This window comes from Paraburkholderia lycopersici, assembly GCF_900096975.1.
GTDB classification, from domain to species: Bacteria; Pseudomonadota; Gammaproteobacteria; order Burkholderiales; family Burkholderiaceae; genus Paraburkholderia; species Paraburkholderia lycopersici.
Genome location: NZ_FMYQ01000011.1, coordinates 187,396 through 200,540, shown reverse-complemented (window position 1 = coordinate 200,540; position 13,145 = coordinate 187,396). Strand labels below are relative to the sequence as shown.

At 65.2% G+C, this 13,145-nt stretch carries 11 protein-coding genes; 9 read left to right on the top strand and 2 right to left on the bottom strand.

Annotation, left to right across the window (positions count from 1 at the left end; all coding sequences use genetic code 11):
• Window positions 1-508 precede the first annotated feature (508 nt).
• Both BLU17_RS14645 and BLU17_RS14640 read left to right on the top strand, forming a co-directional pair.
• Window positions 509-2,194, top strand: coding sequence for a phospholipase D-like domain-containing protein (locus BLU17_RS14645; protein ID WP_091997614.1), 1,686 nt, complete (start codon window positions 509-511; stop codon window positions 2,192-2,194).
• A gap of 240 nt (window positions 2,195-2,434) precedes the next feature.
• Window positions 2,435-3,625: a glycosyltransferase family 4 protein gene (locus tag BLU17_RS14640; protein WP_091997612.1), complete on the top strand. Its 1,191-nt coding sequence runs from the start codon at window positions 2,435-2,437 to the stop codon at window positions 3,623-3,625.
• Between the two features lie 27 nt (window positions 3,626-3,652).
• On the opposite strand, the gene BLU17_RS14635 is transcribed toward BLU17_RS14640, so the two are convergent.
• The gene (locus BLU17_RS14635; RefSeq protein ID WP_091997611.1) at window positions 3,653-4,654 is read right to left on the bottom strand and encodes a GNAT family N-acetyltransferase; all 1,002 of its coding nucleotides are present in this window, start codon (window positions 4,652-4,654) and stop codon (window positions 3,653-3,655) included.
• Between the two features lie 490 nt (window positions 4,655-5,144).
• Complete coding sequence (locus BLU17_RS14630) at window positions 5,145-5,999, bottom strand: IclR family transcriptional regulator (RefSeq protein ID WP_091997609.1); 855 nt, start codon at window positions 5,997-5,999, stop codon at window positions 5,145-5,147.
• Between the two features lie 327 nt (window positions 6,000-6,326).
• On the opposite strand from BLU17_RS14630, the gene BLU17_RS14625 reads away from it, so the two are divergent.
• From BLU17_RS14625 to BLU17_RS14595, 7 genes are read left to right on the top strand one after another with little or no spacing between them, the layout of a single operon-like run.
• Window positions 6,327-7,418 (top strand): ABC transporter ATP-binding protein, encoded by a 1,092-nt coding sequence (locus tag BLU17_RS14625; protein ID WP_091997607.1) that lies wholly within the window; start codon window positions 6,327-6,329, stop codon window positions 7,416-7,418.
• Complete coding sequence (locus tag BLU17_RS14620) at window positions 7,411-8,316, top strand: ABC transporter permease (RefSeq protein WP_091997605.1); 906 nt, start codon at window positions 7,411-7,413, stop codon at window positions 8,314-8,316. The genes BLU17_RS14625 and BLU17_RS14620 overlap by 8 nt, the downstream gene beginning before the upstream one ends.
• A gap of 26 nt (window positions 8,317-8,342) precedes the next feature.
• Window positions 8,343-9,137, top strand: a complete 795-nt coding sequence (locus BLU17_RS14615; RefSeq protein WP_091997603.1) for an ABC transporter permease — start codon at window positions 8,343-8,345, stop codon at window positions 9,135-9,137.
• A 49-nt stretch (window positions 9,138-9,186) separates the two neighbouring features.
• Window positions 9,187-9,525: a (2Fe-2S)-binding protein gene (locus tag BLU17_RS14610; RefSeq protein WP_091997601.1), complete on the top strand. Its 339-nt coding sequence runs from the start codon at window positions 9,187-9,189 to the stop codon at window positions 9,523-9,525.
• The gene (locus tag BLU17_RS14605; RefSeq protein ID WP_091997599.1) at window positions 9,522-10,955 is read left to right on the top strand and encodes an FAD/NAD(P)-dependent oxidoreductase; all 1,434 of its coding nucleotides are present in this window, start codon (window positions 9,522-9,524) and stop codon (window positions 10,953-10,955) included. The genes BLU17_RS14610 and BLU17_RS14605 overlap by 4 nt, the downstream gene beginning before the upstream one ends.
• Window positions 10,948-12,084 (top strand): NAD(P)/FAD-dependent oxidoreductase, encoded by a 1,137-nt coding sequence (locus BLU17_RS14600; protein ID WP_091997597.1) that lies wholly within the window; start codon window positions 10,948-10,950, stop codon window positions 12,082-12,084. The genes BLU17_RS14605 and BLU17_RS14600 overlap by 8 nt, the downstream gene beginning before the upstream one ends.
• A 13-nt stretch (window positions 12,085-12,097) precedes the next feature.
• Window positions 12,098-13,144, top strand: a complete 1,047-nt coding sequence (locus BLU17_RS14595) for an ABC transporter substrate-binding protein (RefSeq protein WP_091997595.1) — start codon at window positions 12,098-12,100, stop codon at window positions 13,142-13,144.
• Window position 13,145 lies beyond the last annotated feature (1 nt).

Below are 13,145 nucleotides of genomic sequence, written 5' to 3'. Positions count from 1 at the left end.
CAGAACGAGCGGATCTCGCGCTTTGCCTGGTAGCGCGAGCCCGCGCCACCGTCGAAGCCGTCATACGACGGAGCCTGCAGAAACAGCGTTTTCATATTGCTCGATTGTCCGCGCAGTGTGGGGTGAATCCGGGGCTGGCAATCTGGGCGCCTTGCCAGTCTTCAAAGCTTCGAAGGTAGCTACGAATTCATTACACAATACATTCGATTTCCATTCGAATGTGCATGTTTGTTATCGATTCGAAGGCACAGCGAAGGTGCCAGGAGTCGCACAGACCAAACTATAAATAATAAGCCCGGAACCTGATGATTAGCTTAAGCACTTTCCTCCGCCCCCGTCGAAACATGCGAATTTTTCGAGTTTGACTGAATGATGTGACAATTTTCCGGGCGTCGCCCAGATTGATGAAAATCGGCCACAAGCGGCGCCGGCAATGCGCAACATCGCGCAAAACGCATTAACGTGTGCACGTTACGTGCCGCCATAAGCGCCAGGTTGCCGCGAAACCATGCCCACCAGCAACAAACCGACGCCAAGGGACATCGACTGCATCATCCGGGCCAACCTCGGCCGCCTGACGAAACCGGGCGCGCTCACGGTGCGTCCCGGTTATGAAATTGCAAGCAATCAGCTCACCGGCCGCGCGGCGATCGTCGTGACGGTGCATACGAAACGCGCGGCCCTGCGCAAAGCAGACCTGCTGCCAGATTCGATTGCGCGAATTCCCGTCGATGTGCGCGAAGCAACGGCTTATCAGCGCCTGCGCGCGCACGACCCCGCCGCCGCCGAACTCGCCAGCGCATACGGACGCCCCGAGAACAAGGAGCCGACGTGGGACTACGAGCGCGAATTGCCAGGCGGGCGTCGACTCGATGACAAAAGCAGCGCGACCCCAAAGGCGCTCGCCTACCGGATGGCCAATCAGCCCGCCACGGCCCGCGCCTTGAGCGCGCACGCGAAGAAGCCGGAAATCGCGTATGTACCCGCGCCCGGCGTGGCGCTCGCGCCGCTCGCACTCCGGAAAGCGACGATTACCGCGCACGTAAGCCCCGACGCCGGGCTCGCGACACTGCAATCGTTTCTGGGCGGCACGCGCAAAGCGTTGCAGGTGGGCATGTACGATTTCACGTCCGGCACGATCCTGCAAACGTTCCAAAGCGCGCTTGGCGGCCGCAAGACGCTGCACATGGTGCTGGACAATCCCGCGCCTAACGCGACGCGCGACCAGACCGACACGCAAACCGTCGAGCAGCTCGACGCGGCGCTCGGCTCGCGTGCGGGCATTGCGCGGGCGCTCGACCGGCAGGACGTGTTCGCGGCGGCCTGGATGTTCCCGTACGCGTATCACATCAAGGTCATCGTTCGCGACCTGGCGACGACATGGCTCTCCAGCGGCAATCTCAACAACAGCAATCAGCCTGACCTGAAGACGCCGCCGCAGATCGAAGACCGCGACTGGCACGTGATCATCGAGGACAAGCCGCTGGCCGCGCTGTTCGCCGCCTTCCTCGATCAGGACTATGCGAGCGCGAGCGCCCATCAGGCAGCGCCCGCCGACCGTGAACTGGAACGCGCGGTCGTGGACGCCCACGCGAAACTCGCCGCCGAGGCCAATCCCCCCGTCACGGCGCGCATGGCCCCAACGAAGGCGGGCTATGTGGCGGCCAAGGTATTCGAGAACGTCGACGTCACCATCACGCCGCTGCTGACGCCGGACAAGCTGGCGGGCTCGACATCGCAGGGCCAGTACCTCGCGGCCGTCCTCGCGCTGATCGAAAGCGCGCAGCAGTCGCTCTATATCCAGTTGCAGTACATCGAAGCGTCGAAGGGTTCCGGCGACTACGACGCATTGCTGCGCGCCATTGCGGGCCGTATTGCGGCGGGCGTCGATGTCCGGCTGATAGAAAGCGCCGAATACGGCATGAAGTGGGCCGAGAAGATGAAGCAAAGCGGCGTCGATCTGACCCGGAACATTCGCCTGCAGTCCAATGTGCACAACAAAGGCTTCGTGGTCGATTCGAAACAGGTGGTCATCAGCAGCCAGAACTTTTCGTCTGCCGGAATCGCGCAGAATCGCGACGCGGGCGTAATCATCGCCTCCGAATCCATTGCCGCCTATTACGAGGCGGTATTCCTTGCCGATTGGGAAAAGCGCGCGAAGCCGTTTGTGGCCAGCACGGCAATCGAGGCCTGACGGCCTTCGACCGCCTCCCCCCATATCGGACAAGTATTCGCTGATCGCCGACATTACGGAAAAACACCTCACAATCAGGTTACGATGCTCGAAATTACGTGACTGTGGCGCTCCGCCGGAACTGGGCGAGCGGCGCGGCACAGCGACCGCTGCCCGGCAGGCTACGACAACTGCCGGAAAGCAATGCGCTCACGCACCTTCGCTGTGCGTTGCCAATTTCACCGTGAGCCGTCATTGTCCATGCGCATTCTCTTTGTCATCGGCAACCTGGGCGACTATCACGTCCCTCGCTACGAGGCTCTCGTCAGCGCAGCCTCCAGTCGCGGCCACGAAGTGGCGCTTCTCGAAGTCTTCGCGCGCTCCGGCGTCTACGGCTTCCCCCAGGAGCGGCGCGCCGCCTTTTTCGCGAACCGCCCGCAAATGGCGGAAACGCTGGTCGAGGACGGCGCCGATAGCGACGGGCTCGGCCCGCGCGGCACCGCGCGCCTCATTGGAAAAGTACGCAGCTTCATGCCGGACGTGGTCATCACGCTCGGCTACAACACCGGCTATTCGGCCGTGCTGTGCCTGCTCAGGCACCTTACGCGGCGCTTCAAGCTCATTTACATGTCGGACTCGAAAGCCGATGACGGCTTGCGCCAACGCACCAAGGAACGGCTCAAGCGGCTGATCGTGAGCCGTTTCGACGGCGCCCTCGTCGCGGGCGAGAAGCATCGCCGCTATGCGCAATCGCTTGGCATTCCAAAAGAACGATCTCGCATCGGCTTCGACGTGATCGACGTCGACTATTTTTCGCATCTCGCGCAGGCCGCATGCGGCGACCCCGATGCGGTGCGTGCGCGTTTCGGGCTGCCGCGGCGCTACCTGCTCTGCGTGAGCCGGTTCGTTGCGCGCAAGAACGTAGGCGTGCTGATCGAGGCCTACCGGAAGTCGGGCGTGCACACCCAGGATATCGGGCTCGTTCTGGTCGGGCAGGGTCCGCTGGAAGCCCAGTTGCGCGAGCACATCGCGTCGCTCGGACTGACGTCTCACGTGACGATCCTCAATTCGCTCGCCAACCAGGAGATGCCGAATCTCTATGCGCTGGCGGAATTCATCGTGCTGGCGAGCGAGTTCGATCAGTGGGGGCTATGCGTGAACGAAGCCTTTGCGGCCGGGTGCCCGGCCATCGTCACGCGCACCTGCGGCGTGGCCGGCGAAGTGGTGATAGACGGCGTGAACGGTTTCGTCGTCGAACCGCGCGACGTCTCGACGCTCGCGCAACGCATCGGCCAGCTAGGCGGCGAACCCGCGCTGCGCGAGCGTTTCGCTGCCGGCGCGCAGAGCGCGATCCGGCGCTGGACACCGCTGCTGTTCGCGTCGAGCGCGCTGGAGCTTGCGGAAGTCACGACCCGCAACGCGAGCAACCCCGCGCAGCGCGAACTCGTTTGAGCCGCAACCATCGTTGCATCGAGCCGGTCAGAGATTGGGCGCGAAAACGCGTGCGGGCGCGAACCTGCGTTTGAGCGTGCGTGTCAGCAGATAAACGGTGCCGAGCCGTTCAACGCCAAGCCGCTGCGTGAGCGTCGCGCCGAATCCGCTGAGAAAGCTGAACGTCGATGGGCTCGAAAAGCCGTCGAAATCAAAGGTGAGCCTGCGTTCCAGCGCGCGGCCAATGGCCGTCCACAGCAGCAGGCTGATCGAGCCGCAATGCGCATCCTGCGCGCGCGACGAGAGCAGGTAATACATCGCCTGATGGTCCCACACGAGCCCGATTGCCGCGACGAGCGTTCCGCCCGGCCCGTATGCCCCGAGCAGCATGCCGGCCTTGCGCTCGACGAACGCGTTGACGAGCTGGCGCATGACCGCATCGCCATAGGCGTTGGTGCGCGAGCGCGCAGCGAGATTCGCGTCGTAGAACGCGAGAAATTCGTTCGGGGTGAGCCCCGGCACGACCGTCAATTCACGCGACGCGCTGCGGATCACGTTGCGCGTCTTGCTGCCCAGCCGAGCCCAGACGGCGTCCGGCGTGCTGCGCGGGTCGATGCGGAACGTGTAGCGGGCCGACACCGTAAAGCCGTGCAACGCAAAAGCCAGTGCATCGTCAATACGAGGGTCGAGCACCTGGAAGAAGCTGTCACATTCGGGTAACTGGTCGATGAGCCGCGCCGTGACATCGAGCCGGTGATGCATCTGGCGCCCAGCGCTGCCCGTCACCGGCCGGATCACGGGGCCGAGCGTGCGCGTAAGCGGCGGCAAGTGCGAGACACGCCACAGACGCGCACGCGAAATCGTGTAAGGCATCTCGCCGACGATCTCGTCGTTCTGCTTCACCACCGCCAGTTTCCAGTTGCCCTGCGTGGCGATCTCCAGCCACCAGCGCTCGTGAAAAATCGAATGCGCCGCATGAGCACGCGCCGGCGCAGCCTTGGCCGCCGGTGGCTCGAAAACGGGCGACGTCTGATCGTTTATAGTCGTCATCGGTCAACGGTCTATTCTGATTGCGAGCGCCTCAGAATTACATACGCGCTCTACCTCCCCCAGCACCCACGCTTCTCAATGACTCGTCAGCATGGCGATGGCATGTGCTCGACGTGGCAGTGCACGCGGCCGGTTGTTGTCGACCCGGTCCCTGCAAGGGCTACGCGCCGCTGCTTCCGTTACCGGGGTTCACCTGCTCGCGCTGCGACGGACTGCGACGTCCATGTCAGCAAGCTGCCAGTTGCACACCGTCTTCAGTCTAGGGGAGACGACCCTGCCCGTTTACGCCAAAACCAAGCCGTATGGGGATGGGGTTATCCCATAGCCGATTTTCGTCCGATCATACTTGTGGATTTCGCAATGCAGCATGGCCTGTCGATCTGCGTTCGCGCACCACGCGGATCGCGCACATACTGAATACGAACAATAATCGATCATGCATATTCGTTAGGATTCCGTCCGAACCAGCCGGTCGCGGCCAGCTTGCCGCTCATGCCAATGGTTGCGTCGTCATCGCCCGTGTGAGTCCGTGCATGGGACGGCGCACCGCAACGTCGAACGGGTTCGTCTGCGGGCCAATGATCTGCGCCTGCCGCTTGAGCAGCTCGACGATGGTCGGCAGCCGGTCCTCGGTGAGGCGCGCAGCAAGCGTACCCACGCTCAGCGCTGCGACCGCGCAGCCGTTGCGGTCGAGAATCGGCACCGCCACGCCCGCCATGCCCTCCAGCACGCCCGTATTGCGCCCGGCGTACCCGAGTTTGCGCACGCGCTCGATCTCCGTGCGCAGATACACCTCGTCGAGCACGCCATAACTGCGCAGACGCGGCACGTTGAAACGGATGATCTCCTCGCGCTCCGCCTCGGGCTGGAACGCGAGGATCGCAAGGCTCCCCTGTCCCACGCCCAGCGCCACGCGCCCGCCGATGTCGCCCGTGAACGAGCGGATCGGAAACGGGCCTTCGCACATGTCGAGGCAGACCGCGTCGAAGCTGCTCTTCACGAGCAGAAAGATGGTGTCGCCAAGGCTTGCGCACAGACGCAGCAACGCGGGACGGCACAGCGTTCGCATGCCGCTCGGATTGCCCGCCTGCGCCGCAAGCGCGAAAAAATCCACGCTCAGGCGGTAGCGCTTCGTGCCTTCGTCCTGCTCGACCACGCCCTCGGCGATCAACCCCTGCAGCAGACGATGCACGGTGGCCTGCGTGAGCCCCACCGTCTTGGCCAGCGCCGTTACGCGGCTGCCTTCCGCCTGGCTTTCGCCCAGCGCGCGGATCAGCGCGAACGCGCGCTGCAAGACGCCCGCGCCGCGCGCGTCATCGCCTTGCGTTCCATTTTTGCCATCCATTGCCACCTCGTTACCTTCGATTCATTCCATTCAACGGAATGTCTGCCGCATGCTCGTACGGACCGACACGTTCATCCAATCAGCCTCGCGACATAGGTCGGCACTATGCATATGAGTTCGTTCAGGGATTTCCCGGAGATCGTCCAGTGAAATATAAGGCAGGTTATTTGGCTTAGTTATTTCGCTTAATGGAATATAAACCAGATTCCTATCACTTGATGGAATTTTAAATTGACGAGCGAAAATTTGGCTAGCTAGAGTCGTTCACGACGCAAGGCAACCGACTACACGGATGCCGGCGCACTCCATGCACTGGAAGGCCACATCATGTCGTTCCTCACCCTGACCGATGTTTCGAAGTCGTTCGGCGACCTGCAGGCTGTCGCCGGCATCAACCTCTCGGTGGAAAAAGGCGAGTTCGTCTCGCTGCTCGGCCCCTCGGGCTGCGGCAAGACCACGACGCTGCAGATGATCGCCGGCTTCGTGGAAACCACGCACGGGCGCATTACGCTCGACGGCCGCGACATCACGCACATGCCGCCGAACAGGCGCGGCCTCGGCATCGTGTTCCAGAGCTATGCGCTCTTCCCGCACATGAGCGTCGAGCAGAACGTGAGCTTCGGCCTTGAAATGCGCGGCGTCGGCGGGACCGAACGCAAGGAGCGCATTCGCGAGGCGCTCGCGCTCGTGCGGCTCGACGCCTATGCGCACCGCTTTCCGCGCGAACTCTCGGGCGGCCAGCGCCAGCGCGTGGCGATTGCGCGCGCAATCGTGATCGCGCCGCCCGTGCTGCTGCTCGACGAGCCGATGTCCAATCTCGACGCCAAGCTGCGCGAAGACATGCAGTTCGAACTGCGCGCCATCCAGCGCAAGACCGGCACGACCACGCTCATGGTCACGCACGATCAGTCGGAAGCGCTTTCCATCAGCGACCGCGTGGTCGTGATGGAAAGCGGGCGCATCACGCAGGTCGATACGCCCTACCGCGCCTATGAGCGGCCCGAGAACGACTTCGTCTCGCAGTTCATCGGCAAGGCCAATATGCTCGCGGGCCGCGTCGTCGCGCGCGAGGGCGAGACCCTGCGCATCGATCTGGGCAACGACCTCGCGGAAACGGGCTCGATGACGCAACTGCCCGAGCGCGCCCGCGCGGTGAGCGTGGGCGACGCGATCACGCTGTGCATCCGCCCCGAAAAACTCAAGCTCTGCGCAAGCGGCTCGGGACGACTTGCAGGGCGCGTGACGAGCCGCTTCTTCCTCGGCAGCCAGTGGCTCTACCGCCTCGAAAGCCGCGCCGGCGAAATGCTCGTATGCTGCCAGAACGAAGGCGAGGAACCGCTTGCCGAAGGCGACCAGGTGGGCATCGACTGGCATAGCGACGCCATCCGCTTCATTGCGCGGGAGGGCGCCCGTGTCTAGCACGCTCCCCGCTTCGCAACGCGCGCCGCGCACCACGGTGCGCGCGGCGTGGCACGCCTTCGTGCCGCTCTGGCTCATGAGCGCCCCCGCCCTGCTGCTGTTCGCCGCGCTCGTGCTCGTGCCGCTCGCGATGACGTTCGCGCTCACCTTCTACCGCTTCGATCCTTCGAGCGGTCCCATCGCGGCATTCGATCTGCACAACTACGGAGAGGTGCTGGGGTCGTCGTACTTTCACACGATCTTCCTGCGCACCTTCGGCATCGCCGCGCTCACCACGTTGCTGTGCGTCGCGATCGGCACGCCCGAGGCATACATCCTCTCGCGCATGCGCGACCCGTGGCGCTCGCTCTTCCTGCTCGTGATCCTCGCGCCGCTGCTCGTTTCGGTGGTCGTGCGCGCATTCGGCTGGAGCATGCTGCTCAACACGAACGGCCTCGTGAACCAGTTCTTCGGCTTGTTCGGCGCGGGGCCCTTCAAGCTCGAATACACGACTTTCGCGATCGTGATCGCGCTTGTCCACGTAATGTTGCCGTTCATGGTGATTCCCGTATGGACCGCGCTGCAGCGGCTCGACCCGCAAACGGAGAACGCCGCCCTCTCGCTGATGGCCTCGCCTTTCACCACGCTGCGCCGCATCGTGCTGCCGCAACTGATGCCCGGCATTCTCTCGGGCAGCCTCATGGTGTTCGGCCTTTCCGCCAGCGCGTTCGCCATTCCGGGCCTGCTCGGCGGGCGGCGCCTGAAAGTGGCGGCCACGGCCGTCTACGATCAGTTCCTGAGTTCGATGAACTGGCCGCTCGGCGCGACGATCGCGGTATTGCTGCTCGTCGCCAATCTGGTGGTGATGCTCACCTACTACCGCGTGCTCGAACGCCGCTACGCCCGCAGCATGGGCTAAGGCCCTGCATTGCCCGGAAAAACATCATGCGCAAAAACGGACCGCTCGCTCTCACGTTTCATAGCTTCGTCATCCTGTTCGTGCTGGCGCCGCTCGTCATCGTGATTCTCGTGGCCTTCACGCCCGACGAAACCCTGACGCTGCCCACGCGCGGGTTCTCGCTGCGCTGGTTCCGCGCGATTCTCGACTACCCGGACTTCATCACGGCATTCTTCAACAGCCTGAAGCTCGCCTTCGCCTCGGCCACGCTCTCGCTCGCGATCGCGCTGCCCGCGGGACTCGCGATCGGCCGCGCGCGCTTTCCGGGGCGCGGTTTCCTTAACGCGCTGCTGCTTTCGCCGCTCGTGATTCCGGGGCTCGTCCTGGGCATTGCGCTGCTGCGCTTTTTCGCGCTGATCGGCGGGACCGGCTCGTTTGCGTGGCTGATCCTCGCGCACATGATCGTCATCACGCCGTTCGTGATGCGGCTCGTGCTCGCCTCGGTCAGCGGTCTCGACCGCAGCATCGAGCACGCGGCCTCCTCGCTCGGCGCGAACGCCTGGACCACCTTTCGCCGCATCACGCTGCCGATGATCGTGCCGGGCATCACGGGCGGCTGGCTGCTCGCGTTCATCAACAGCTTCGATGAACTGACGATGTCGATTTTCGTGACCTCGCCGCAAACGGTCACGCTGCCCGTGCGCATGTACATGTACGCGACCGAATCGATCGACCCGATGATGGCGTCCGTTTCCGCGCTCGTCATCTTCATCACGGCGGGCGCGATGCTGCTGCTCGATCGCGTCTACGGACTCAACCGCATCCTGATCGGACAGCACTGAACGCCGCCCGAGCCCCCTTCGATTCCTGCTGCCGCGCCACTGAACTTCCATGAGCACCGTCACGCCGCATTCCCCCGCCCAGTTCGTCCGCGTTGCCGAAACCGCGCGCGCACGCGTTTCTTTCGTTCTCGACGGCGTCGAAGTCGAAGCGCTCGCGGGCGACACGCTTCTCACCGCGATCCTCACGCAGCAGCGGCACCTGCGGCGCAGCGAATTCAGCGGCGAGCCCCGCGCGGGATTCTGCCTGATCGGCGCCTGCCAGGATTGCTGGGTCCGCGACGAGGACGGCACGCGTCTGCGCGCCTGCTCCACGCCGCTTCGCGAAGGCATGCGCGTACTGACGCAAACCAGTTCGGAAACCGAATCGATTGAAGGAGGCATACGATGAGCGCGGCTACGCCTGCCGGCATCGTCATAGTCGGCGCGGGTCCGGCCGGCATCCGCGCCGCGCAGACGCTCGTGGCCGCGGGCCTGCGCCCGACCGTGATCGACGAAAACGCGCGCTGGGGCGGGCAGATCTATCGCCAGCCTGCTGCCGGCGCGGGCTTCTCGCGCACGAAAGCGGCGCTCTACGGCTTCGAAGCAAAGAAAGCCGATGCAGTCCATCGCGCCATGGAGCCACTCCTCGCGAAGATCGACTACCGCCCCGACACGCTCGCATGGTCATGCGAGCCGGGCCGGCTCGACATCCTCCGGGAGGGCCGCGAGGCGAGCGTGCCGTGGTCGCATCTGATCATCGCGAGCGGTGCCGCCGACCGCATCGTGCCGCTGCCCGGCTGGACGCTGCCCGGCGTCTACACGCCCGGCGGCGCGCAGGTCGCGCTGAAGGCGCAGGGCTGCGCGATCGGCCAGCGCACGGTGCTCGCGGGCACCGGGCCGCTGCTCTATCTCGTCGCTTACCAGTACGCGAAGGCCGGCGCGCACGTGGCGGCGGTGCTCGACACGAGCGCGTTCGCGCGCCAGGCCGCCGCCGCGCCCCGCTTGCTCAGTCAGGCGGGCACGTTCGCGAAGGGTGTCTATTACGTTGCGTGGCTCAAGGCGCATGGCGTGCGCATGGAGCACGGCGTGTCGCTCGAGGCCATCGAAGGCGATCAGGCCGTACGGTCGATACGCTGGCGTTCGCACGATGGCGCCGTGCAGTCGATCGCATGCGACGCCGTCGGCCTCGGCTACGGCTTGCGTCCCGAAACGCAGCTCGCCGATCTCGCGGGCTGCCGCTTCGCCTTCGACGCCGTCAGCCGCTGCTGGCTGCCCGAACGCGACGCGGCGGGCCGCAGCTCGGTCGACGGCGTCTATCTCGCAGGCGACGGCGCGGGTATCGCAGGCGCCGACGCGGCCGAGCTCGCCGGCCGCCGCGCGGCGCTCGCGCTGCTCGAAGACCTCGGCATTGCCGCGCCGCGCGGCGCACATGGGCCCGACGCACACGCGATCGAACAGCGCCTCGCCCGTATCGCGCGCTTTCGCGCAGGCATCGAGCAGGCGTTCCAGCCGCCCGCCAACTGCGCCGCGGCCTGGCCCGACGACCTGACCGTCTGCCGCTGCGAAGAGGTCGACGCGGGCACGCTGCGCAGTTGCATCCGCAACGGTTTTGCGACCGAAGTCAATCGCCTGAAGGCACTCACGCGCATCGGCATGGGACGCTGCCAGGGGCGCATGTGCGGCGAAGCGGCGACCGCGCTGCTGAGCGCCGAAACCGGCAAGCCGCTGCACGAAGTGGGCCGCCTGCGCAGCCAGGCGCCCATCAAGCCCATTCCGATTTCACCGATGCTGTTCGAAGACGGCGTTCAGGTCATCGAAGAGGAAGCCCACGATGAGTGATGCGCGCCACTACCAGGTCGTGATTGCGGGCGGCGGGCTCGTGGGCGCATCGGCGGCGCTGGCGCTCGCGCGCAAGGGCGTGAGCGTCGGTCTCTTCGAGCGGCGCTTTTGCGGCGCGCAGGCAAGCGGCGTGAACTACGGCGGCGTGCGCACGCAGGGGCGCAGCGCCGAGCAGTTGCCGCTCGCGGTGCGGGCGCGGCGCGTCTGGAGCCGGTTGCCCGAGCTCATCGGCATCGACGGGGAATTCGTCGTTTCAGGGCACTTGCGGCTCGCGCGCCGCGAAAGCGACGTCGAGGCGCTGCACGCCTGGTCTGCGATGGCGCGCGAATACGGCGTCGAATCGCAGGTCATGAGCGGTGACGCGTTCCGGCGCCGCTACCCGTGGCTCGGCAAGGCCGCCACAGGCGGCTCGCTCTGCGCGAGCGACGGTCATGCGAATCCGCGGCTCGTTTCGCCCGGCTTCGCGGCGGCGGCGCGGCGCGCGGGCGCGCACGTGCAGGAGCAGACCGCGCTCAGCGAACTGAGCTTCGACGGCCGCCGCTTCCAGATGCGCGCGGGCGACGCGCGCATCAGCGCCGACTGGCTCATCAACGCCTCGGGCGCATGGGCCAACACCGTTGCGGGCGCGTTCGGCGAAACCGTGCCGATGAAGCCGATCTACCCGAACATGTGGGTGACCGAACCGCTGCCGCGCTTCATCCGGCACAACCTGGGCGTCTATGGCGGCGGCGTCTACGCGCGCCAGGTCGAGCGCGGCAACTGCGTGATCGGCGGCGGCCGCGGTCACGGCGACGGCGAGTACGCGCAGCCCTCCACCGACACCACGCGCGCCGTCATGCGCGACGCCTGCGCGCTGCTGCCCGGGCTGCGCAACGCGCTCCTCATCCGCACGTGGAGCGGCGTGGAAGGCGAAACACCGGACAGCAATCCCATCATCGGCCCGAGCAACACCACGCCGCGCCTGCTGCACGCATTCGGCTTTTCCGGCGGCGGCTTCCTGCTCGCGCCCGGCGTGGGCGAAGTGCTCGCCGAGTTCGTCACCGAAGGCGCAACGAGCACGCCTCTCGAAGCGTTCGCCATAGGCCGCTTCACGCAGTCACCCGTTCATGCCGCTCTCCCAGTCAAATAAAGGAGTCCATACGATGAAATTCACACGCACTCTGGTCTCGCTGGCCGCGCTCGTCGCGCTCGGCTTCTCGGTTACCGCCTGGTCGCAAACGAAGACGATCTACGTCGGCATGAATGGCGGTCCGATGGAAAAGGCCTATACGAGCCAGGTCCTGCCCGACTTCGAGAAGGCGAACAACGTGAAGGTGGTGGTCGTGCCGGGCACGTCTTCCGACGTGCTCGCAAAGCTCCTCGCCAACCGCAACAGTCCGCAGATCCATGTAGCCTTCCTCGACGACGGCGTGATGGCGCGCGCCGTGAGCATGGGCGTATGCGAGAAGCTCGACGATTCGCCGGTGCTCAAGGAACTCTATCCGTTCGCGCGCATGAAGGGCGACGTGGGCGCGGGCGTGCAGCTCGGCATGACGGGCATCGGCTACAACACGAAACTGTTCGCGGACAAAGGCTGGGCGCCGCCCACCTCGTGGCTCGATTTCGCCAATCCCCGGTACAAGGGCAAGGTGGTGTTCCAGTCGGCGTCGAGCAGCACCTTCGGGCTGCACGGCTTTCTCGCCATCAACCGCTTGATGGGCGGCAGCGAGAGCAACGTCGAGCCGGGCTTCACGAAATGGGCGAGCACGGTGGGGCCGAACGTCGTCGAATACATTCCGAACTCGGCCAAGCTCTCGGAAATGATCCAGACGGGCGAGGCCGGCATCTTCCCGCTCACGCCCACGGCAGTCGGCGATCTCAAGGACAAGGGCCTGCCCGTGGCCTACGCGAACCCGAAGGAAGGCGCCGTGCTGCTGCTCGTCGACCTGTGCGTCGTGAAGAACAATCCCGACCCGCAGCTCGCGCAAAAGCTCGCGCAGTTCCTGCTGTCCGCGCCCGCGCAGAGCAAGGCGGCCTCCGCCGGCAAGCAGATTCCGACCAACCAGAATGCGACCATGCCGCCCGACATGCAAAAGAGCCTCGGCAACCTCGACCAGCTCGTGAAGAAAGTCACGGTGGTGGACTGGGACGTGATCAACGAACACCGCGCGCAGTGGGATTCGCGCTGGAACCGGCAGATCGAGCAATGAT

Coding starts and splice junctions, on each gene's coding strand:
- BLU17_RS14640 (WP_091997612.1), top strand. CDS start 2,435: ATGCGCATTCTCTTTGTCATCGGCAACCTGGGCGACTATCACGTCCCT.
- BLU17_RS14615 (WP_091997603.1), top strand. CDS start 8,343: ATGCGCAAAAACGGACCGCTCGCTCTCACGTTTCATAGCTTCGTCATC.
- BLU17_RS14595 (WP_091997595.1), top strand. CDS start 12,098: ATGAAATTCACACGCACTCTGGTCTCGCTGGCCGCGCTCGTCGCGCTC.
- BLU17_RS14600 (WP_091997597.1), top strand. CDS start 10,948: ATGAGTGATGCGCGCCACTACCAGGTCGTGATTGCGGGCGGCGGGCTC.
- BLU17_RS14630 (WP_091997609.1), bottom strand. CDS start 5,999: ATGGATGGCAAAAATGGAACGCAAGGCGATGACGCGCGCGGCGCGGGC.
- BLU17_RS14625 (WP_091997607.1), top strand. CDS start 6,327: ATGTCGTTCCTCACCCTGACCGATGTTTCGAAGTCGTTCGGCGACCTG.
- BLU17_RS14605 (WP_091997599.1), top strand. CDS start 9,522: ATGAGCGCGGCTACGCCTGCCGGCATCGTCATAGTCGGCGCGGGTCCG.
- BLU17_RS14645 (WP_091997614.1), top strand. CDS start 509: ATGCCCACCAGCAACAAACCGACGCCAAGGGACATCGACTGCATCATC.
- BLU17_RS14635 (WP_091997611.1), bottom strand. CDS start 4,654: ATGACGACTATAAACGATCAGACGTCGCCCGTTTTCGAGCCACCGGCG.
- BLU17_RS14610 (WP_091997601.1), top strand. CDS start 9,187: ATGAGCACCGTCACGCCGCATTCCCCCGCCCAGTTCGTCCGCGTTGCC.